This is a genomic window from Burkholderia sp. MSh2 (assembly GCF_000731655.1).
Classification (GTDB): Bacteria; Pseudomonadota; Gammaproteobacteria; order Burkholderiales; family Burkholderiaceae; genus Burkholderia; species Burkholderia paludis.
The window spans coordinates 50,962-67,657 of record NZ_JPGM01000023.1 but is presented as its reverse complement, the minus strand read 5'-3'; the positions used below and the strand labels follow the sequence as shown (position 1 = coordinate 67,657).

Annotated in this window: 29 protein-coding genes; 19 read left to right on the top strand and 10 right to left on the bottom strand. The window is 57.9% G+C overall.

Annotated elements, in window-relative coordinates; all coding sequences use genetic code 11:
* Positions 1-7: 7 nt before the first annotated feature.
* Complete coding sequence (locus tag GQ57_RS15615; RefSeq protein WP_235215071.1) at positions 8-637, bottom strand: hypothetical protein; 630 nt, start codon at positions 635-637, stop codon at positions 8-10.
* Positions 638-858: 221 nt separating this feature from the next.
* On the opposite strand from GQ57_RS15615, the gene GQ57_RS41720 reads away from it, so the two are divergent.
* A complete protein-coding gene (locus GQ57_RS41720; protein ID WP_152603268.1) occupies positions 859-1,473 on the top strand; it encodes a hypothetical protein in 615 nt (204 codons plus the stop codon).
* Between the two features lie 24 nt (positions 1,474-1,497).
* Here GQ57_RS41720 and GQ57_RS15610 read toward each other — a convergent pair whose 3' ends face one another.
* From GQ57_RS15610 to GQ57_RS15605, 4 genes are read right to left on the bottom strand one after another with little or no spacing between them, the layout of a single operon-like run.
* Positions 1,498-2,193, bottom strand: a complete 696-nt coding sequence (locus GQ57_RS15610) for a hypothetical protein (protein ID WP_034198322.1) — start codon at positions 2,191-2,193, stop codon at positions 1,498-1,500.
* Between the two features lie 59 nt (positions 2,194-2,252).
* Positions 2,253-2,381, bottom strand: a complete 129-nt coding sequence (locus GQ57_RS44150; RefSeq protein WP_268810874.1) for a hypothetical protein — start codon at positions 2,379-2,381, stop codon at positions 2,253-2,255.
* A complete protein-coding gene (locus GQ57_RS43360) occupies positions 2,372-2,527 on the bottom strand; it encodes a hypothetical protein (RefSeq protein ID WP_174923026.1) in 156 nt (51 codons plus the stop codon). Before GQ57_RS43360 ends, GQ57_RS44150 begins: the two co-directional genes overlap by 10 nt.
* 34 nt (positions 2,528-2,561) lie before the next feature.
* Entirely contained in the window at positions 2,562-2,855 is a 294-nt protein-coding gene (locus GQ57_RS15605) for a hypothetical protein (protein ID WP_034198321.1), read from the bottom strand.
* 499 nt (positions 2,856-3,354) lie between these two features.
* On the opposite strand from GQ57_RS15605, the gene GQ57_RS15600 reads away from it, so the two are divergent.
* Entirely contained in the window at positions 3,355-3,690 is a 336-nt protein-coding gene (locus GQ57_RS15600; RefSeq protein ID WP_034198320.1) for a hypothetical protein, read from the top strand.
* A gap of 53 nt (positions 3,691-3,743) precedes the next feature.
* Here the strand turns inward: GQ57_RS15600 and GQ57_RS15595 are convergent, their stop codons facing one another.
* The 3 genes from GQ57_RS15595 to GQ57_RS15590 all read right to left on the bottom strand — a co-directional run bounded on the left by GQ57_RS15595 (position 3,744) and on the right by GQ57_RS15590 (position 5,547).
* Entirely contained in the window at positions 3,744-4,265 is a 522-nt protein-coding gene (locus tag GQ57_RS15595; RefSeq protein ID WP_235215070.1) for a DUF2335 domain-containing protein, read from the bottom strand.
* Positions 4,249-4,674: a hypothetical protein gene (locus GQ57_RS41715; protein ID WP_152603267.1), complete on the bottom strand. Its 426-nt coding sequence runs from the start codon at positions 4,672-4,674 to the stop codon at positions 4,249-4,251. The genes GQ57_RS15595 and GQ57_RS41715 overlap by 17 nt, the downstream gene beginning before the upstream one ends.
* Positions 4,675-5,079: 405 nt before the next feature.
* Complete coding sequence (locus GQ57_RS15590) at positions 5,080-5,547, bottom strand: helix-turn-helix domain-containing protein (RefSeq protein ID WP_034198319.1); 468 nt, start codon at positions 5,545-5,547, stop codon at positions 5,080-5,082.
* 58 nt (positions 5,548-5,605) lie between these two features.
* On the opposite strand from GQ57_RS15590, the gene GQ57_RS44365 reads away from it, so the two are divergent.
* The 14 genes from GQ57_RS44365 (at position 5,606) to GQ57_RS15520 (ending at position 13,064) form a co-directional block, all read left to right on the top strand.
* Positions 5,606-5,812 carry a helix-turn-helix domain-containing protein gene (locus tag GQ57_RS44365; RefSeq protein ID WP_152603266.1) on the top strand — a complete coding sequence of 69 codons (207 nt, stop codon included), beginning with the start codon at positions 5,606-5,608 and terminating at the stop codon, positions 5,810-5,812.
* 102 nt (positions 5,813-5,914) lie between these two features.
* Positions 5,915-6,214, top strand: coding sequence for a DNA-binding protein (locus tag GQ57_RS15580; protein WP_081896666.1), 300 nt, complete (start codon positions 5,915-5,917; stop codon positions 6,212-6,214).
* 82 nt (positions 6,215-6,296) lie between these two features.
* A complete protein-coding gene (locus GQ57_RS43065) occupies positions 6,297-6,470 on the top strand; it encodes a hypothetical protein (protein ID WP_160257525.1) in 174 nt (57 codons plus the stop codon).
* A 316-nt stretch (positions 6,471-6,786) separates the two neighbouring features.
* Positions 6,787-7,641, top strand: coding sequence for a ParB/RepB/Spo0J family partition protein (locus GQ57_RS15570; RefSeq protein WP_034198317.1), 855 nt, complete (start codon positions 6,787-6,789; stop codon positions 7,639-7,641).
* The gene (locus GQ57_RS15565; protein ID WP_034198316.1) at positions 7,638-8,645 is read left to right on the top strand and encodes a helix-turn-helix domain-containing protein; all 1,008 of its coding nucleotides are present in this window, start codon (positions 7,638-7,640) and stop codon (positions 8,643-8,645) included. Before GQ57_RS15570 ends, GQ57_RS15565 begins: the two co-directional genes overlap by 4 nt.
* A complete protein-coding gene (locus GQ57_RS15560; protein WP_034198315.1) occupies positions 8,642-9,199 on the top strand; it encodes a DUF1064 domain-containing protein in 558 nt (185 codons plus the stop codon). Before GQ57_RS15565 ends, GQ57_RS15560 begins: the two co-directional genes overlap by 4 nt.
* On the top strand, positions 9,199-9,600 hold the full coding sequence (locus GQ57_RS15555; RefSeq protein ID WP_034198314.1) for a winged helix-turn-helix domain-containing protein: 402 nt from the start codon (positions 9,199-9,201) through the stop codon (positions 9,598-9,600). Before GQ57_RS15560 ends, GQ57_RS15555 begins: the two co-directional genes overlap by 1 nt.
* Positions 9,597-10,040 (top strand): nuclease domain-containing protein, encoded by a 444-nt coding sequence (locus GQ57_RS39475; RefSeq protein ID WP_034198313.1) that lies wholly within the window; start codon positions 9,597-9,599, stop codon positions 10,038-10,040. Before GQ57_RS15555 ends, GQ57_RS39475 begins: the two co-directional genes overlap by 4 nt.
* Before the next feature lie 2 nt (positions 10,041-10,042).
* Positions 10,043-10,375 (top strand): hypothetical protein, encoded by a 333-nt coding sequence (locus tag GQ57_RS15545; RefSeq protein ID WP_034198312.1) that lies wholly within the window; start codon positions 10,043-10,045, stop codon positions 10,373-10,375.
* Positions 10,372-10,620: a hypothetical protein gene (locus GQ57_RS15540; protein ID WP_034198311.1), complete on the top strand. Its 249-nt coding sequence runs from the start codon at positions 10,372-10,374 to the stop codon at positions 10,618-10,620. Before GQ57_RS15545 ends, GQ57_RS15540 begins: the two co-directional genes overlap by 4 nt.
* Before the next feature lie 39 nt (positions 10,621-10,659).
* Positions 10,660-11,091, top strand: coding sequence for a hypothetical protein (locus tag GQ57_RS15535; RefSeq protein ID WP_235215069.1), 432 nt, complete (start codon positions 10,660-10,662; stop codon positions 11,089-11,091).
* Between the two features lie 138 nt (positions 11,092-11,229).
* Positions 11,230-11,481, top strand: coding sequence for a hypothetical protein (locus tag GQ57_RS15530; protein ID WP_152603265.1), 252 nt, complete (start codon positions 11,230-11,232; stop codon positions 11,479-11,481).
* A 70-nt stretch (positions 11,482-11,551) separates the two neighbouring features.
* The gene (locus tag GQ57_RS15525; protein ID WP_235215068.1) at positions 11,552-12,436 is read left to right on the top strand and encodes a DUF4747 family protein; all 885 of its coding nucleotides are present in this window, start codon (positions 11,552-11,554) and stop codon (positions 12,434-12,436) included.
* 4 nt (positions 12,437-12,440) lie between these two features.
* Positions 12,441-13,064 (top strand): hypothetical protein, encoded by a 624-nt coding sequence (locus GQ57_RS15520; RefSeq protein ID WP_235215067.1) that lies wholly within the window; start codon positions 12,441-12,443, stop codon positions 13,062-13,064.
* 241 nt (positions 13,065-13,305) lie between these two features.
* Here GQ57_RS15520 and GQ57_RS39470 read toward each other — a convergent pair whose 3' ends face one another.
* Together GQ57_RS39470 and GQ57_RS39465 are read right to left on the bottom strand one after the other, a co-directional pair.
* On the bottom strand, positions 13,306-13,692 hold the full coding sequence (locus GQ57_RS39470; protein WP_034198307.1) for a helix-turn-helix domain-containing protein: 387 nt from the start codon (positions 13,690-13,692) through the stop codon (positions 13,306-13,308).
* A complete protein-coding gene (locus tag GQ57_RS39465; RefSeq protein WP_059601806.1) occupies positions 13,689-13,946 on the bottom strand; it encodes a type II toxin-antitoxin system RelE family toxin in 258 nt (85 codons plus the stop codon). The genes GQ57_RS39470 and GQ57_RS39465 overlap by 4 nt, the downstream gene beginning before the upstream one ends.
* A gap of 62 nt (positions 13,947-14,008) precedes the next feature.
* Here GQ57_RS39465 and GQ57_RS39460 point away from each other — a divergent pair, with 62 nt between their 5' ends.
* The 3 genes from GQ57_RS39460 (at position 14,009) to GQ57_RS15495 (ending at position 16,694) form a co-directional block, all read left to right on the top strand.
* The gene (locus GQ57_RS39460; protein ID WP_034198306.1) at positions 14,009-14,407 is read left to right on the top strand and encodes a hypothetical protein; all 399 of its coding nucleotides are present in this window, start codon (positions 14,009-14,011) and stop codon (positions 14,405-14,407) included.
* A 95-nt stretch (positions 14,408-14,502) separates the two neighbouring features.
* Positions 14,503-14,982 carry a terminase small subunit gene (locus GQ57_RS15500; protein WP_034198305.1) on the top strand — a complete coding sequence of 160 codons (480 nt, stop codon included), beginning with the start codon at positions 14,503-14,505 and terminating at the stop codon, positions 14,980-14,982.
* Positions 14,982-16,694: a terminase large subunit gene (locus GQ57_RS15495; protein WP_034198304.1), complete on the top strand. Its 1,713-nt coding sequence runs from the start codon at positions 14,982-14,984 to the stop codon at positions 16,692-16,694. Before GQ57_RS15500 ends, GQ57_RS15495 begins: the two co-directional genes overlap by 1 nt.
* Positions 16,695-16,696 lie beyond the last annotated feature (2 nt).

Genomic DNA, 16,696 nt, shown 5'->3' with positions numbered 1-16,696 from the left:
GTGGTCCTCAGGTGGTGAGCTGCTTCGCGTTCGCCGCGAACACCGCGCGTGCGAAGCCCATCGGCGTAGCCGAGCGGATGTCGCCGCGGTCATCGGATGGGGGGGCAGCGTGGATGCGGTTGTCGGGTGCGCCGAGCCCTTCAGCGCGATTCGGCGCCGGCATCTCGAATCCGGCGCCGGCCCAAATGCAGGTCTTCTTTGTGTAGTTGTCGGACAGCTCGAAGCCCGTGAACTCGTATGGATGGAACGTGTAATCCGGCTTGCGCCAGTGCGACGAGATCACGCTCACGGGGTTCTCGATGCCGTACGGCACGCCGAGCGCATGCAGGAACTCGTCGGCCACGGCCACCATCTCGATCGCCTGGGCGAGGCGACGCAGGCCCTTTTCTTTGAACCAGCGCGCGCCGCTGACCGCGAGATCCGTGCAGGGCGGAAACGCGAAGCCGAACACGACAGCTGAGTCGGCCGGGATGGTCGGGGCGCCGAGCAGCGCATCCCATTGCTGGAAGATGATCCCGTCGTGCACCGTGCGGCCGACGTGCTGGATGTCGTAGCAGATGCAGCGATAGCCGGCGTCCGCCCACGGCCGAGCCATGTTGCCCGTGCGGTCGAACAGGAAAATCACGGTCGGTACCATTCGCATCCTCTAAATCAGTAGATCAAGCCTCAATGGCGGGTGCTCGGCTGCACTGGGTAGTCGAGCGTCTGCCGTTGAGGTCGGGAAGTAAAAAAGAAGGGCGCCGAACAGGCCGCCCGCAAGAAGAAACCGCGCATCCGAGGCAACGGTAAGTGCGAGGTTTGGGGGTAGGGTGGTCGTGCTACGATTCTTGCGAACAAGAACAAATCTCGGGGTGTGCGTTGGATTCGCTTACATTTATTTCGAAGATCTTCGAAGTATCGGTGTCGTCTCTCGCCAAAATCGTATCGGCTGCGGCTTGGCCGATCGCCATCGTGCTATTGGCATTGAAGTTCCGTACTTCAGTCGGAGCATTGCTCTCGCGGCTGACCGAGGCGACTCTCCCGGGTGGGATTTCATGGAAGTTCCAACAGCCTTTGGATGACGCATTGCAGCTTGCTAAAGAATCAGGGCTGTTATCCACCGAAGATGAACGTTCGAACGTCGCCGATCCGATCGAAACCGATGCGAACCCTGCGGGCGTCATAATGGAATCGTGGGCGCGGTTGATGTCCGTCGCAGCGGATCTCATTCAGTCTTCGAATGTGTCGAATCGAGACAGAATGCTTATGTATATGCCTGAAAATCGAAACTCATCGCTTTCGTACCTCGCGGAGGAACGAGTGGTTCCCGGAGATGAAATCAAGCTCATAAGCGAACTTCAAACTATTCGTGACCGCGCCGCGAGAGCTACAACGAATCCCCCAACTCCAGCGGATGCGAGCAGGTTTGTTTCGATCGTTCGTGCACTAGAGGTTGCTTGGGTTGGGAGGATCTCAAATAGCGCCCCTCGGTAGCAGCACGACACTGAAGGCGGTCAGTCAGTCGTAGCCGCGGCCGGGGTACGACGTATCGATCTCGTCGACATCGGCGTCGATAACCAGCTTGGTTCCGGCTGCATAGAGCTGGAACAGCTTGCGTTCGAAACCGTACATAGGTCCGATGAAGATCGCTTTCTTCGGGTCAATCTCGTTGATCTTTACGCTGTAGACGCGGCCGTCCATTGTGTCGATGCGCCACGGGCACTTATACCGGTCGGAGCCGTCTTCCTTGTCGAGCGCGATATGGGTGAACGAGCCGTCGGTTTCAACCAACAGAGTGATGCGGTCGGGCAAGTCGCACGAACACGAATACGACTGCCGGTCAGCCTGGAACTTGATGAAGTCGGCGACGAGTTCGGACAGCGTGATTTCTTCCGGCGCCGGGGCGAGCAGTTCGTCAAGTTGCGATGTCACGTGCTTCTCGATCTGCTCGTTGAGGTTCGCGTCGACACGTTGCCGGATGATCTTGAGAATCAGGTCGTTGTAGCCGGGTAGGCCGAGATTCGAGAAATCGACCTGGACAGCTTTCTTGACGTGCTCGCTCAGTTGCTTGCCGAAATCCGAATAACTCTGAAGTTCGTCATTGATGATCGAGGTGATCGTTTTCGTCAGCTTCTCTTCGATCGCCTTTTCGATGGCGCCAGCTGTGACGATGTTCGAAAATGCATTCGCGACGACTTGTTCAAGCTCTTTCATGGGCTTCCCCGTGTGTGATGTGCGATTGGTTGTGACTGACTGTGCCCGTCAGGGGCGGATCACGTGCAGTAGGTCGACGCGCAGCGTGCTGATTCATCCCACTGCTGGGTGGCGGCGAGAACCAGCACGACGGCGATCAGGGCGGCGACGCTCAGCAACGCAAATATCAAGAAGGCTTTCACGACCATGCCCCCATCAGATACTCGATAGGCGGCGCGACGAAACCTGCCAGCAGCAAGAGCACACCGATCGCAGCAATCGGAAACCAGTCGCGCTGAGTGATCGATACAAACGATCGTCTGTTTTGCGGAAATACAGTCTGTAGGCTGTTCATTGGTCTCTCGGTATTGTTGTGATTGGCCGGTGCTTTAGAGGATCGCGGTGAGTGTTGCGCTGCCGTCGCTGTGCTCGGCGCGAAGCATCAGCGGAGTTCCGCCGAAAAGCTCCGGACGGAGTTCGCGCAATGCGTTTCCGAAATTCTTCGGTGCTTCGAAGCCGTTGCCGAGCAGGGCGGTCGTAACCGCGAGCTCGGGATCGTCGTCGCCAGGCGTGAAGAACGACGCGAGAATCGGAATCTTGTGTTCCTTGCAGATGGCGATGATCTGGGTCATGAGCGGCGAGATTTGCTCGTCATAGATCTGTTCCTTGGTGATGGTGGTCATGTACTTCTCTCCAAAGTGATTAGGAATCCGAAAGTACAACAACGCTCAACGAGCGACACTGATCCTCAATGTCGTCCGATCAACGCTGTCGAAACTCTCAAGAGCGCGCACTCGGCAGGGTGCTGCTGCGCTGGGTTGGTGGATGCGGAGGATCCGCGAGCCGAATGCGCGCTCTTGAAAGCTGAAAGGTGTCGGGCGCTACCCCGTTTCTCGGCTACACCATGAGCCGCCCGGTGGCTCCCATCAGGGTCCCGGGTCAAATACACCAATTTTTAGAGAGCGATCCCTCGGAGAGGCGGCGCAGCGATCTGTGCTGCGTTGGATTTAACTATACGCGAATGAATTGTTAAGGCAAGAGAAATCTAATCGTGAATGAATGGTTTGTTGCCGATTGACGAATTGGGGCGGCATCCTTACGGTGCGCCTACAGAAAGCTTGCTCGGGTAGCGCCGGCGTAGCCCGTGCCGGAGAGAGTCGGGTGTATTCGAGGGGCCAGACAATGAATAAGTGCAGGATCGCGGTAACGATCGTCGCTGGGACTATGCTTGCCGCGTGTGGGAAAAAGGAAGACGACCTGATGGCAAGGGCGCTGCGCGAGCGAGACGCGCGGGCAATTTCGGTTTGTCAGGATTACGCGAAGTCACAGGCCAACCATCCAAGCACTGTGGAGTTTTCTATGTGGGGCGCGCGAGTGGTCGAGCAGCCAGACGGTAGCGTGATCGCGCGCTCAACATTCACTGCGAAGAATGGTTTTGGTGCTGAGCTAAAGTTTGAGGTCGCCTGTCAGGTCAACGGAACCGGCTTGGTCCGCGGGGCGGTTCGCGAGGCGGAGTGAGCGCGGTGGTGTGAGTTCACGCTAGAAATGAAAAGCCCCGCTTGGGGCGGGGCTCAGGTTCCTTCAGTGTCTGCGTCCGAGGAGGCGTCGGAATCCTTCACTTCAACAGCCTTCTTTTTTTCGTCCGCAGGGCGTTTCGTCGTGAGAAACGCCGTAACAATACTTCCCACTAACGATATGGCAACGGCAATTGCTACGCGTTCATGATCGTGAGTCGCGAGTTGCCAGATCAAAAAGAAACTAACCAGAACAAGAATGAAGGCCATCCACTGTGCGCGGGTGTCCTTGTTGACCATCCCGCTCAATCCCATGATCTCAAGCTGTCGGCCGTGTCGGCTGTTTGCCTGAAACTCATCCATGATCATCCGTGCGCAACCAGGTACGAGTTTATCGTAGCGCGCAAGATGATCTGGATGTGGCATCGGGCCGTTGAATCGCTCCATACGGAGCTCGATTTTTTGCTCGACGATTCTTTCGATCTGGGGTTCGATCACCTCAAGGTCAGTGACCTCATGGTGCGATACCTCTTTGCCATGGTTAGCTGGCAATATTTCCCGATCAGCCGATGATTCCATACTTGCGTTTTACTCGGTCAGCGGCAATTTTCATGCTGCGGCCAGTGCGTTCCCAAGCGGCATCCATCCGACAGGTAGCGGTGCGCTTAGGAAAAGCGTTTAGGTAGTTTGTGTTGGGGAATATGCTGAAGGTCGCTGCCAAGGCGCCGGCGAACAACATCAGCCCCTTATGACGGTTCTTCATACCATCTCCAGATAAAAGATGCCGACCCATGTCTGGCATCTTGCTTTCGATCACCGGTTCGCACTTGCGAAGTGTTCGATTGCGTGTTGCGACACTGTTCAACAGTGCCAATGCATTGTACATGGCGTAGGAAATTTCGTCACTGCTATTGACATCGCGCACGCGTAGCTGTGACAAGGCTTCCGGGCCGGATGATATTACTTTTTTGATGTATCTACGGTGCATTCGGCCACTCAACCTGCGCACCATCCATCCAACCGTTGGGACCACCGTGCTTACGAACGTAGTTGAAAGCTCCCCAATTCTGACGCTAAACTACTGTACATGCATACAGTATTTTGAGCAGGTAAGCGGGGGCTAGGGTGGATCGAGAGACGAGCACGAGCGGGCTGCGGTGCAGACCGGGGGATTTGGCAAAGGTGAAAGAGGCATGGAATCCGGCCCTAGTTGGCCGGATCGTGTTGATCAAGGCGGCCCACTCAAGGACGGAATGGGTTGTGACGCTGCTTGGGGAGCCAGGGCTGACGCTAACGAAAAATAGAAAGCGAATTGCCGCTGGCAATTGTGCACTTGCCTACGACTCAGCGCTTGAGCCCATCAGGACCGATGGGCTAGGTGAGCGCGGAGATTTTACGGCTGCAGGTGAGGAAGATCGCCGTCGTCAGCGGAGCTCTGCTGCGCCGGTATCAACTTAAGCAACGTCATGACTGCGGCAAAAGCATCTTCAGAAACGCCTGCCTCGCTGGCCCGCTTGATTTCCGAAATCAGTTTTTGCGCGATTGGCGGAAGAGTGCGGGTAGTCTCGGCCACACGCTCATGAGGCTGCGAGGCGTATAGCTCGGCAACAAACTTCGGGCCACGTTCGGTTAGAAGCCATTCGCAGGTGACGCCGAACGGAATTGCAAGGGCCGCCAAAGTCTCCAACTCTGGAACCGACCCGCCGCGGAGGATCCGGCTGATCGTGGGCTGCGGAACCCCAGTGTCCCGTGAAAGCTTGCTCTGCCCGCGTTCCCCATAGTTGGGGTGCGCAAGAAGCAGTTCTCTCAATCGGTCGCTGACGTTTTTCATGGCGAGACTATGCGTCAATGAATAGGCCATATCAACAAATCACTCGATCGCGCATTGACAATTAGTCGTTCGCGTATAGAATGGCCGCATGGACATGCCAACTACCGCCTCTGCGCTACTCAGCGCCATTAAGACTCAACAGAGTCTCAGCGAAGTTGCGATTGCTCGTCGCCTCAACATTTCTCAACCGACGGTAAATCGGATCCTGCGGGGGAAGTCGGACTGCAAGGGCAGCACGCTCGTCGCGATACAGACATGGTGGGGCGAACTAGCTCAACAAGGCGAAGTTGTGTGACACCGGCGTCCCATTGCTGTCTGCATCGAAATTCGATGCTTGAAGTTTAGAAAATTCGACCTTCAAGGTCATTCAATCAGTTTTGAAAGGAGTTGAGTTGCTATGAGCACGATTGAGGTCATCCGGAGGCCAAGCATCGAACGGGCGTTCCGGGAAGCGCTGAGCGATCCGCGCAGTCGCGGGCCGGTGGCGGATGCGCTCGGCTGGGACGATTCGCAGGTGAGCCGTTTCCTTTCGGGGAATCTCGGTGTTCCGATCAACAAGATCGACGTGGGGCTGAATGCACTGGAACTGCGCGTCGTTTCGCGGGAGTACCTGGACGGGCTGTCGACGATGAGCAAGGTGGGTGTGAACTGCCATTGCGCGCGGGAAGGGTTCGGGGAGTGCGGCGGCCGATTCTGATGTAAGCGACTGGCCCCGCCAAAAGCGTTTTCGACGGAGAGCGTTTCTGTCTGGGTTTAGTAATCCTAAAAATTTCAAATTTATGGAAGCGAAACAGACCAACCAAACGACCGATGCGCGACAGCGCCATCCGACTCTGTCCGACGAGCTGACACGCATCGTGCGCGACACCAACCAACACCCGACGTATCCGCGCAAGTGCCTGTCGTGCGGTGCAGTCGAATTGCTCGACGGCTCGGTGCCGTGCGGTCACTGAAATGGCTCGCTTCCATTGCCGCTGCCGGCACTGCGAGACGCGCCGGGTGCTGAAGAAGCGTCCCGACGAGTACGTACGGCAGCCGCAATGCAACGTCTGCGGCCGGCGCGATTTTCGAGTTGATACGTGGATGCAGAAGCGCAATACGCGCCTGATGGCATGCACGTGCGCCGGCTACTGGTTCTGGCATCGGCGAGGTTCGCTGTATTGCTGGCATCGAGCGGACGGCTCGACCCGATCACCTGGCGATCCCGATTTTGCGGATCGCAATCCGCCGCCCGACGCGTTGGCGGCCTGAATCTCTCCTGGAGGAAACGTGGCAAAAAGCTCCGTTGAAGCATATGGCGCGAAGAGCAAGGTAACCGCACTCGCGATGGACCCGAATGACCTCGAGCTCGTTGTCGACCCTTCGCACCCGCTGTACGACCGTCGCGTGCATCAAGAGCCGAACCCGAAGACGGTACTGAACTACCGTGCGATCGGTGTGCGCGAGCCGGTGCTGTTCTACAAGGATCCGGAAACCGGCAAGAACCTGGTGATCGATGGACGTGGGCGGGTAATCAACGCTCGCGAGCTGAACCGACAACTGGTCGCCGCGGGCGAACCGCCGATCACGATTCCGGCCATTCCGCAGAAGGTCATCAACGACGGTGGGAAGTCATTCACTGCCGTGATGGTCAGCGCGAATGAGATCCGCCATGAGGACTCGCCGATCAATCGTGCCGAGAAGATGGCGCGCATGCTCGACGTCGGACATACGGAAGAAACCGTCGCCATCCACTTCGGCGTCGAGGTGCCAACTGTCCGCCAGCAGCTGAAGCTGCTCGATTGCACGGCTGCGGTGCGTGATGCGCTCGAAGCGGACCAGATCACCGTGTCGAATGCGCTGAAGCTCGCGAAGCTGACGCCGGAGCAGCAGCGCGAGAAGGTAAAGGCGGTCATCGCCGCCGCCGACGGCAAGGAAGGACACGATCGCTCCCGCGCACAGAAAGCTGCGCTGACTGGCGACTCGACCCCGCGAATGCGTACCCGCAAGCAGATCGCGGCCGAATTGACGAACGCCACTGGCGAGCGTGCAGAGGCTCTGCGGTGGGTTCTCAATCTGGCAGATGGTGAGCCGGGCGCGGAAGAGGCCGATCCGCGTCAGCTGTCGATCGACGAGGCTGCATGAGCATCAAGGTCCAAACGATGGTGTGGGACCGCTATCCGGGCGAGGACCATGAACTATTGCTCGCTCTGAAGCTGGCTGACTACTGCGACGACAACGGGGAGCACATTTTCCCGAGCATCGAGACCATGGCCGAGAAGACGCGCCGGTCGGCGCGCGCAGTGCAGTACCAGATCAAGAACATGGTCGAGCGCGGCTGGCTCATTCTCGTTGCGAACGCGAGCGGTGGCCGTGGTCGTGCCTGCGAATACCGCATCAATCCTGACTGGATAAACGGTGCAGAGATTGCACCCATTTCCGCTGGCTCAAAGGGTGCAACGGATGCACCCATCGGAAAGGGTGCAACGAGCAGCAAAAAGGGTGCAACGGACGACGGAAAGGGTGCAATGGGTTTCGCAAAAGGGTGCAATGGGTTGCACCCGATTCACCATGAACCACCACAGGAACCATCAGAGAACCACCAAGGCGCACGGCGTGCGCCAAAAGCTGCGTTGCATGCCGAGCTGCTTTCGATCGAATTGCCCGACTGGCTCACGTTCGAGGATTGGGACATGTGGTGTGAGCACCGCGAGGCGAAGCACAAGGACGCGCCGTGGACTCGCCCGGCGGCAACCGTGTCGATCCGGAAGCTGACGAAGCTGCGCTCGCTAGGGCAAGACCCGAAGGCATGCATCGAGGAGGCCGTGCTTCGCGGTTGGACTGGCCTCTTTCCGCTGAAAGGCGACGTGGTCGCTACGTCGTCGGGCTCCGATGCCACGATCACTCCGGACTGGTGGAAGACGGCGCCTGGCATTCGCAAGCTTGGTAAGCAGCTCGGCATCGAAGAGAAGCCGAACCAGGTCTTCGAACAGTACAAGGCGAAGGTGTTCAAGGCGGCCGGCCCGGGCGAATGGATGGAAGACATGCTGAGCACGGTCAGCCGCGAAAGCGAAGAGCGCTACGAAGCCCTGTACGCGTATTTCAACGATATTCCGCGCGATCAGGGTGCGCAGCAGGTGGGGGCATGACGAAACGAACATCGTGGCCGATGCGCATCGACGCAGATGCAACGACCGTTGGAACGGCGCGCATTCGAGATAGCTGGGCCGTGGGGCGCAGTTCGGCGGCTCGGCAGATCGCGCAACAAACCGGCGTGCAGCCGCCGTCGGAGTTTGACGACATCGCGAGCGGTTTTGATCCGGGCGCGCCGGTTCCGCTGTCGATGCAAAAGCCGAAACGGCCGCCGAAGTACCGAAACACGAAGTGCGAGCACGAAGGCATCCGATTCGACAGCGAGAAAGAGCGCGGGCGGTATTTCGATCTCGTTCGAATGCAGGCGGCCGGCCTGATCCGGGATTTGCGGCTTCAGGTGCCGTTCGTACTGACCGAGCGCATGCAGCGCGACGACGGGACATGGGAGCGCGCGTCGAAATATGTGGCGGATTTCGTCTACATCGACTGCGAGACGGGAAAACAGGTGGTCGAGGACGTGAAGTCGCCGATCACTCGGAAAAACGCAACGTACATCCAGAAGCGGAAAACCATGCTGGCTGTGTGCGGGGTCACGATCAAGGAGGTGTGATGGCGGACGGAAAGGCGGGGAAGGTTGGTCCGGTTTCGAAAAAAATTATCGAATGCGTGAAAGCGAACTCGGGAATCCATGCGGCTCAAGTCGCGCGGGTCTTGGGTCTCAACCAAGGAGGCGGTATGCGTGCGACTGTCCGGAAACTGATTTCGGATGGCTACCTCTCCCGTATCGAGGTGGAGGGCGTTCCGCCCGGCCTGTTTCACACGGCTCTGCCGCTCGAATACACCGGGAAGCCGTTCGATGTGAGCGGCGAAGGCACCGTCTCGAAGCGTTCGCGGCAGATTCAAGAGCGGATCGCAGCTCAGATCGAGAAAGAGCGGCGACTGGCTGAATCGGCTGTGTGGGCTGAAAAGGCAATTCGCGCAATGGTCGAGGTTGGCCGGGTTTCGGTATGAAGCGGTCAGGGTTCGCACCGCGAAAGAAGCCGATGGCGCGTGGTTCATGGTCGAGGAAAAACTCACCGCTTCCCGAGCAAGCGTCGCGAAAGACCGCGATGAAACGAGGCCCGAAGCGGCCGACAGTCGCCGAGGGCTCGAAGTATCTGGAGGCTTGCCGAGGCGAGCCATGTTACCTGCGCGTCCCTGGCCTTTGTCGGTTGAATCCAATCGATGAAACCGTGGTGCCGTGTCACTCGAATCAAGCCCGTCACGGCAAGGCCGGGAACTTGAAGGCAAAAAACGAATTTACGGTTCCGGGCTGCATGTGGTGTCACGCATGGATCGATCAGAACCGTGTCGGCACGCCGAAGCAGGTCAAGTTCGATGTGTGGGATCGGGCATACGAGGAATGGGAGCCAGCGCGCGCCCGAAAGATGGGAGAGGCAAATTGCCAGTGAGGATGTGGGTTCATATCCCGGCGGGGATGAGTAGCACACCGCGCAAGCGCGGCATGGGGGCGATGATCGTCACGGAGATCACGCGGAAGATCGACGCGACGGTGTTTCGACTGGCGCGCATTCCGACCGTGAAGAGGCAACTGGTGGCAGCAGTCGAGGCGGACGTGTTCATTCCGGAAATGTATCGGGCACAGATCGCGAAGAGTGATCCGCGTTGGGTCGCTCCGGGGGTGTTCCGCACGAAGGTCTATTGGGTCGACAACCAGAAGTCGCGCGTGCTTGGGCAGTTCCTTGCCGGTGGTGCGCACGTATTGGATCTGAGCGACGAAGTATGAGCGCCGCCGCATGCATCTTGTACAGCGACGTGCCCGAGCGGTTGCTCGTCTCGGCGATCCGCCATTTTGACGGGGTGACCGGCGCAGACCTCATCGCGTTCGACGAATGCCCGTTCTCAGGGGAGATCGACGAGACGGAGCACGGTACGCAGATCTCGTTTCCGTGGCCTCGCAATCGAACGATGCGCTACGCGATAGGTGATTGGCTCACGCACCACGGCATCAATTTCACGGTCGTCATGTAACGACGAAACCCCCGCCTCTCAAGAAAATCGAAAAACAGGATGAACATGACGATCGATGAAAGCAACCAGATCGAGGAACTGCTCGGAGAATGGTACGCATGGCAAGCTGGGTATGCGCCGAGCCTTGGCTATGGGCGCGTCGATCCGTCGTGCCGTGGCTTCTCCGAAGACGAACGGACGATCACGGCTGACGAGCGCTCGGAAACAGCAGAGCGGAAGGTGGTGAAGCGGCGAGCCGAACAGATTGAAATCTGTATAGACGAGCTTGCGTTCGAACACCGAGCAGCAATCCAGAGCCATTTCAAGGGAAAGCAGGTTAATAGCCTCAACAGGGAGTGTCACGCGTCGGTATGGAGGAATCCCCGTATTGCATTTAGTCAGATTCATTGCGTCTATCAAGATGCGAAGCGCACTCTGCTGCCCGTATTTCTGCGTCGCGGGCTGATGGCTCGCGATGACATTTATGTATAGATCATCTTTTTTGTTTGAAAAAATGAAACAATAGATGCGATTGGCTGTTGCCGGTCGAGAAATTATTCGGAATCTCCTGATTGAGGAGTTCGCTTGGCGAGGTTATTCTTTCCGGTCCAACTAATTCTGGAGGGGTACATGGACTTGGAAGACGTTTTTACCGGCGATCAATTTCGGGCGCTCAATGATCACTACAGCATCAAGCAACCTACCATCCGTCTGTGGACACAAGACGAAGTCTACGTTGTCGGTCAACTGCGTCGTGAGCTGACGAGCAACGCGGTTGCGGCGATCGATATCAAAGATGACACTGGCCAATGGGGCGTTTTGCAAGCGAGTGAGTTCAAAGACATGTTCACGAACTTGTCTGCGGGTAAGGCTCGGAGCTAAATTGCAGCCAACAACCTAGTCGGCCCGATGGGGCGATCATTGACCACAATAGAATCAATACGGGGAAAGCGTGAGAACTGTAATCGTTGGCGCACTGAACATTGTGATGCCTGATCCACACAATGAAGGCCGGTACGTAGATATGTTGCGTGCCGCATACCGATCGAAGCGCGTTGTGAAAATTCGCGGTCAATTCGCGGGGATACTCGGCACTTTTGGGCGGCGTATTGGCAGTGATTTCTACTATGGCGAGATCTTCAAGTTTTACAACTTGAAACTCACTGGCAAGTGGCTCAACGTGAACGAGCAGGCCCCGGCGGAAGAAGAGGATTTGCAGGAGTTGAACGTTCCAGAGCACCTGAAGCCCGGACTTGAAGCGTTCCCATTTCTCCTCCACTCGCCGACGCACACGCTTTTTTTCCTAAGTCAAGAGAGTGATGAGCACTTGGGGCCGGTCGATGCGGCGCGATACTTTCGAGAGCTACTGAACCAACCGCGATTGGCAGAGAAGTACGGAAAAATAAAGATTACGGTTGTACCCGACGAGGATGCTCTGAAAAAGATTCTCTCACTTCCGGATCTGCGTCGCCTCCATATCGAGATTTCACCGCCAAATCCGGACGATCTCAACAAGCTCGAAAAGAAAATTAAAGAGCGTCTGAAGAACCAGAACGCGAAAAAAGTGGTCACTGTCCTCGTGGCTGAGAAAGGTGAGTCACTTGAGCCGGACGAGGAGACCAGGTTGTTGTCTGAAGTGGCCGCGATCAATGGATATGTGGAAGGTCGTGGAGCGACGGAAAGTGGAAAAGTGCAGACGTTCTCGACGAAGGAGCATCCGATGCGCGCCCCCTCGGTGTACGATCCTGACGTCGAAACTGTAGAGACAGCCTTGTTGGGCGCTGCTGAGAAGTACCTTGCCCGCCTGCTAGGACGGAGAGGTACCAATAGGGGTTAATTTAATGCTAGGTGAGCTGAAAGAGTCGTACGGCGGCGTCTTCGAGATCTTTGGACGATACTGGAGCGCTTATGGTGGGTGGAAAGCGGTGTTTTTTTCGCCATACTTCCATGGTGCAATTGTGCTTACGGCAGTGCTCGCCCACGCATGGGTTAAACAACCGTGGTGGTCAGTGACTATCGCGGTCCTTCCTACCCTGGTAGGTTTCGCAATAGGTGCATACTCGATCGTGTTGGGCTTCGGGGACGACCGCTTCCGTGACATCATCATGGAGCGTGACGAAGATGGGCCGAGCCCGTATGTGGAGATCAGTGCCTCGTTCGCTCACTTCATCGTCGTGCAACTTTTGGCGTTGATTGTCGCATTCGTAGCAAACGGACTCGATTTCCCTCTCGACGAGAAGGAAGGAATTGGCGCGTTTATCTATTCTGTCGTTGGAAGTGTGGAGTTTGTTCACGACTACGTTGCGCCAGTCGGGTATTTCTTCGGATATCTGTTGTTCATGTACGCAATCACGACTGCTTTGGCGACTGCAATGGCAATCTTTCGCCTTACCACGTTGGCAGAGCGGGAAAAGCCGGCGGCGTCACCTGCGGCGAGCGATGATAGTCCACCGGCCGGCAACTAAATTGCTGGTGCGCTAGGGCTTGTAAACTGATCGAAGCTTTGGTATCTTGACGACGTCGGGCGCGAGGTGCGCCCAAATAGAGCCCGCTCGGTTTGCCGCGCGGGCTTTTTCGTTTGCGCGCCCGGAGTTGATATGGCTGTTTTGGTGTTTCGCCGTCGCCCGCGCTGGGTGCGTGCAGTCGTGGCGGTTGTTGCACTCATGCGACTTCATTACGCAGACAGACGAGACGAGCGACACCGCGTTACGGCAGTGCGGGTGGCGGCTCGATCAGGTCGTCAACAGGCACAGCGAGGGCATTGGCGATCTTAGACAACACGTCAGCAGTGCCGACACGTTGACGGGTTTCGATCTGGCTAAGATATGGTTTGCTGATTCCTGCGGCAGCGGCGAGCGCGTCTTGCGTCATACGCAGGTGATTGCGCCAGGCGCGAACGGGATGATCGCCCGCCAGTTCGGCATCGAGTACGGCAGCCGGGATACGGCGGCCGTCGTCGTTTGCCTTGGCGTGCGCGAACAGCGCTTCATCTTCGAGATCTTCAAGCAGGCCCTTCACGCGGTCCCACAGTTCGATGGGGACCACCGCAAAGGCTCGGTGGCCGTCCTGCTCGATAAATTGAACTTCGGTCATTTGTAGGCACCTCCACGGGGTTTGACGGCCAGCACAACGATCACAACGCGGCCATCTTCGATTTCATACAACACACGCCAATCTCCAACTCGGAGCCGGTAGCCGGGTTGGCCTGCCAGCTTTTTCGCGTTCGGATTCGGTGCGTAGGGATCGGCAGCCAGTGCATCGATCTTTGCCCGAATCGTCGCCGAAATGTTGCGCGGCATTGCCTTGAGGGCTTGGGCGGCTTGTTTGGTGAATTCGATTGAGTGCATAAACGTATGTTAGCAAAGTGCTAACAAGTTAGCAAACAATATTTGCAGTATTGCGAGGGACCATGGCCAGAAGGCTTGAGACGCTGAAGCCGCGTGTGCGACAGGTGGTCGGCTCGCGTGTTGCGACGGCGACGCCGGGCTCATGGCGAGCCGGCAAGACGAGCAGCACAGCGCGCGGCTACGGCTATGCGTGGCAAAAGCTACGAGCTGACCACCTCGCGAAGCATCCGCATTGTGTGTACTGCATGCGCGAGATTGGAATGACTGGTTGGTTGCCTGCGGATGTAGTGCTCGCCTGTGCGGCCCGAGGGATTGCCGAGCCGCTCGGGACGATCGGAGATCACATCACGGCGCACCGTGGTGACAGACGGTTGCAGTTGGATCCGACCAACATACAGACGCTGTGCAAGCCGCACCACGACAGCGCGAAGCAGCGCGAGGAGCGATGCGGTGGCCGGTGAGGTGGGCCGGGGGTATCAAAAGTCTGAGGGTCCGCCCGGCCTAGACCGCACGTTCCCTCACGCGCAGAAAATTTCCCCTTTTCAGGATTTTGTTAATGGCTTTAACAGGCAAAAGGCGGGCTTTCGCTGATGCCGTTTTGGCCGGCAAGTCCAATAAGGACGCGGCTATCGCGGCAGGCTACAGCCCCGCAACGGCGTCGTCGGCAGGATCGCGCCTTGTTAAAGACAAGGATGTGGCCCTTTATCTGGCCGCGAACCGGGTGCAGAAGGAATCCAAGGTCGCCGGCCGGGCTCAGCAGTCTCCGCCGCCTCAGAAACCGGCCGGGTTCGACCTGGAAGCGATGACGAGCTTCACGGATCCGAAGGCGTTTCTTCTCGCTGCCATGAACGATTCGCGAACGGAGCCGAAGCTGCGCATCGATGCGGCGAAGGCGCTGATGCCGTTCGTGCATAAGAAGCTTGGCGAGGGGGGCAAGAAAGAACAGAGCGCCGAGGCGGCGAAGAAGGCTGCGAGTCGGTTCGCGCCTGCGGCGCCGCCACGGCTGGTCGCTAACGGTGGCAAGAAGGTCGACTGATGGAATGGACAACAGCGTGCCCTGACTGGGAAAGACGGCTGATTGAGCGCAAGTCAATCATTCCGCCGCCGATTTTCCCGGACCAAGCTGAGCAGGCGGTCGCGATCTTCAAGGAGTTGCGAGTCACCGACCTGCCCGGTAAGCCGACCTTCGGCGAATGCAGCGAGCAGTGGGTTTTCGATTTCGTTGCGGCGATCTTCGGTGCGTACGACGCCGAAACTGGAAATCAGCTGATCCGCGAGTTCTTTCTGCTGATCAGCAAGAAGAATACGAAATCGACAATTGCTGCGGCGATCATGCTTACGGCAGTGATTCTGTGCTGGCGCGAGGAAGAAGAGCATCTGATTCTGGCACCGACGAAGGAGGTGGCCGACAACAGTTTCAAACCGGCGGCTGGGATGATACGGGCCGACGAAGAGCTGTCCGAGCTGTTCCACATCCAGGACCACATCCGTACGATTACGCACCGTGTGAGCCGAGCGTCATTGAAGGTAGTCGCGGCCGATACTGACACAGTATCGGGCAAGAAGTCGGGCAAGATTCTTATCGACGAGCACTGGGTCTTCGGTAAGAGGGCGAACGCTGAAGCGATGTTCATGGAGGCCACTGGTGGCCAGGTGTCGCGTAACGAGGGGTGGGTCATCATCCTGACAACGCAAAGCGATGAGCCGCCCGCCGGGGTGTTCAAGGAAAAGCTGCAGTATTACCGCGACGTTCGCGACGGCCAGATCGTCGACCGGAAGTCGCTTGGCGTGCTGTACGAGTTCCCGGCGGAGATGGTCAAGTCCAAAGCCTATCTCGATCCGGCCAACTACTACATCACGAACCCGAATCTCGGGCGATCGGTCAGTGCGGAATGGCTGGCGGATCAGCTGACGAAGAACCGGACGAAGACGGACGGATCGTTCCAGCAGTTCATCGCGAAGCACCTGAACATCGAGATCGGCATGAATCTCCGGTCCGACCGTTGGGCTGGCGCCGATTTCTGGATAAGCGCTGGGCTTCCGGAGCGTGTGACGCTCCTCGACCTGATCGAACAATGCGAGGTGATCGCCGCCGGTATCGATGGTGGTGGTCTTGATGACTTGCTGGGGCTTGGCGCTGTCGGGCGCATGCGTGGTGCGCGGAACTGGCTGGCGTGGGCGCACGCCTGGGCCCACCCGTCAGTTCTCGATCGACGGACAGAAATTGCTCCGGCGCTTCACGATTTCGAGAAGGCAGGCGATCTGACGATCGTCTCTCGGATCGGCGAGGATGTTGTGCAGGTGGCCGAGCATGTGGCGCGCATCGAGCGCGCTGGGCTTCTGTACAAGGCAGGCGTCGATCCGGCCGGCATCGGAGCCGTTCTCGACGCGCTCGCGGCTGCGAAGGTGCCGGAAGACAAGGTGATTGGCATTTCGCAGGGATGGAAGCTCTCCGGAGCCATCAAGACGACGGAGCGGCGTATCGCGGCGGCGTCAGGGCAACGCATCGAAGGCGATGAAGCCCCGGATGGGGCGTTGTATCACGGGGGCCAGCCGTTGTTGACGTGGGCCGTTGGAAATGCCCGCGTCGTGCCGGTCGGTAATGCCGTGAACATCACGAAACAGGTGAGCGGGACGGCCAAGATTGACCCGCTCATGGCGTTGTTCAACGCGGTGTCGCTCATGGCACTCAATCCGCCCGCGCAGGGCCAATCGGTCTACGAGTCGCGCGGCATTCGTTTTCTCTGAGG

Bases quoted from the DNA above. Each gene is read 5' to 3' on its own strand.
- GQ57_RS15595 (WP_235215070.1), bottom strand. From the start codon at position 4,265: ATGGAATCATCGGCTGATCGGGAAATATTGCCAGCTAACCATGGCAAA.
- GQ57_RS39470 (WP_034198307.1), bottom strand. From the start codon at position 13,692: ATGACCGAAGTTCAATTTATCGAGCAGGACGGCCACCGAGCCTTTGCG.
- GQ57_RS44365 (WP_152603266.1), top strand. From the start codon at position 5,606: ATGGACATGCCAACTACCGCCTCTGCGCTACTCAGCGCCATTAAGACT.
- GQ57_RS15530 (WP_152603265.1), top strand. From the start codon at position 11,230: ATGGACTTGGAAGACGTTTTTACCGGCGATCAATTTCGGGCGCTCAAT.
- GQ57_RS15610 (WP_034198322.1), bottom strand. From the start codon at position 2,193: ATGAAAGAGCTTGAACAAGTCGTCGCGAATGCATTTTCGAACATCGTC.
- GQ57_RS15555 (WP_034198314.1), top strand. From the start codon at position 9,199: ATGGCGGACGGAAAGGCGGGGAAGGTTGGTCCGGTTTCGAAAAAAATT.
- GQ57_RS15580 (WP_081896666.1), top strand. From the start codon at position 5,915: ATGAGCACGATTGAGGTCATCCGGAGGCCAAGCATCGAACGGGCGTTC.
- GQ57_RS44150 (WP_268810874.1), bottom strand. From the start codon at position 2,381: ATGGTCGTGAAAGCCTTCTTGATATTTGCGTTGCTGAGCGTCGCCGCC.
- GQ57_RS15565 (WP_034198316.1), top strand. From the start codon at position 7,638: ATGAGCATCAAGGTCCAAACGATGGTGTGGGACCGCTATCCGGGCGAG.
- GQ57_RS15500 (WP_034198305.1), top strand. From the start codon at position 14,503: ATGGCTTTAACAGGCAAAAGGCGGGCTTTCGCTGATGCCGTTTTGGCC.
- GQ57_RS15560 (WP_034198315.1), top strand. From the start codon at position 8,642: ATGACGAAACGAACATCGTGGCCGATGCGCATCGACGCAGATGCAACG.
- GQ57_RS43065 (WP_160257525.1), top strand. From the start codon at position 6,297: ATGGAAGCGAAACAGACCAACCAAACGACCGATGCGCGACAGCGCCAT.
- GQ57_RS39460 (WP_034198306.1), top strand. From the start codon at position 14,009: ATGGCCAGAAGGCTTGAGACGCTGAAGCCGCGTGTGCGACAGGTGGTC.
- GQ57_RS15535 (WP_235215069.1), top strand. From the start codon at position 10,660: ATGAACATGACGATCGATGAAAGCAACCAGATCGAGGAACTGCTCGGA.
- GQ57_RS15520 (WP_235215067.1), top strand. From the start codon at position 12,441: ATGCTAGGTGAGCTGAAAGAGTCGTACGGCGGCGTCTTCGAGATCTTT.
- GQ57_RS15545 (WP_034198312.1), top strand. From the start codon at position 10,043: ATGTGGGTTCATATCCCGGCGGGGATGAGTAGCACACCGCGCAAGCGC.
- GQ57_RS15615 (WP_235215071.1), bottom strand. From the start codon at position 637: ATGGTACCGACCGTGATTTTCCTGTTCGACCGCACGGGCAACATGGCT.
- GQ57_RS15605 (WP_034198321.1), bottom strand. From the start codon at position 2,855: ATGACCACCATCACCAAGGAACAGATCTATGACGAGCAAATCTCGCCG.
- GQ57_RS43360 (WP_174923026.1), bottom strand. From the start codon at position 2,527: ATGAACAGCCTACAGACTGTATTTCCGCAAAACAGACGATCGTTTGTA.
- GQ57_RS15600 (WP_034198320.1), top strand. From the start codon at position 3,355: ATGAATAAGTGCAGGATCGCGGTAACGATCGTCGCTGGGACTATGCTT.
- GQ57_RS15590 (WP_034198319.1), bottom strand. From the start codon at position 5,547: ATGGCCTATTCATTGACGCATAGTCTCGCCATGAAAAACGTCAGCGAC.
- GQ57_RS39475 (WP_034198313.1), top strand. From the start codon at position 9,597: ATGAAGCGGTCAGGGTTCGCACCGCGAAAGAAGCCGATGGCGCGTGGT.
- GQ57_RS41715 (WP_152603267.1), bottom strand. From the start codon at position 4,674: ATGCACCGTAGATACATCAAAAAAGTAATATCATCCGGCCCGGAAGCC.
- GQ57_RS15540 (WP_034198311.1), top strand. From the start codon at position 10,372: ATGAGCGCCGCCGCATGCATCTTGTACAGCGACGTGCCCGAGCGGTTG.
- GQ57_RS39465 (WP_059601806.1), bottom strand. From the start codon at position 13,946: ATGCACTCAATCGAATTCACCAAACAAGCCGCCCAAGCCCTCAAGGCA.
- GQ57_RS15495 (WP_034198304.1), top strand. From the start codon at position 14,982: ATGGAATGGACAACAGCGTGCCCTGACTGGGAAAGACGGCTGATTGAG.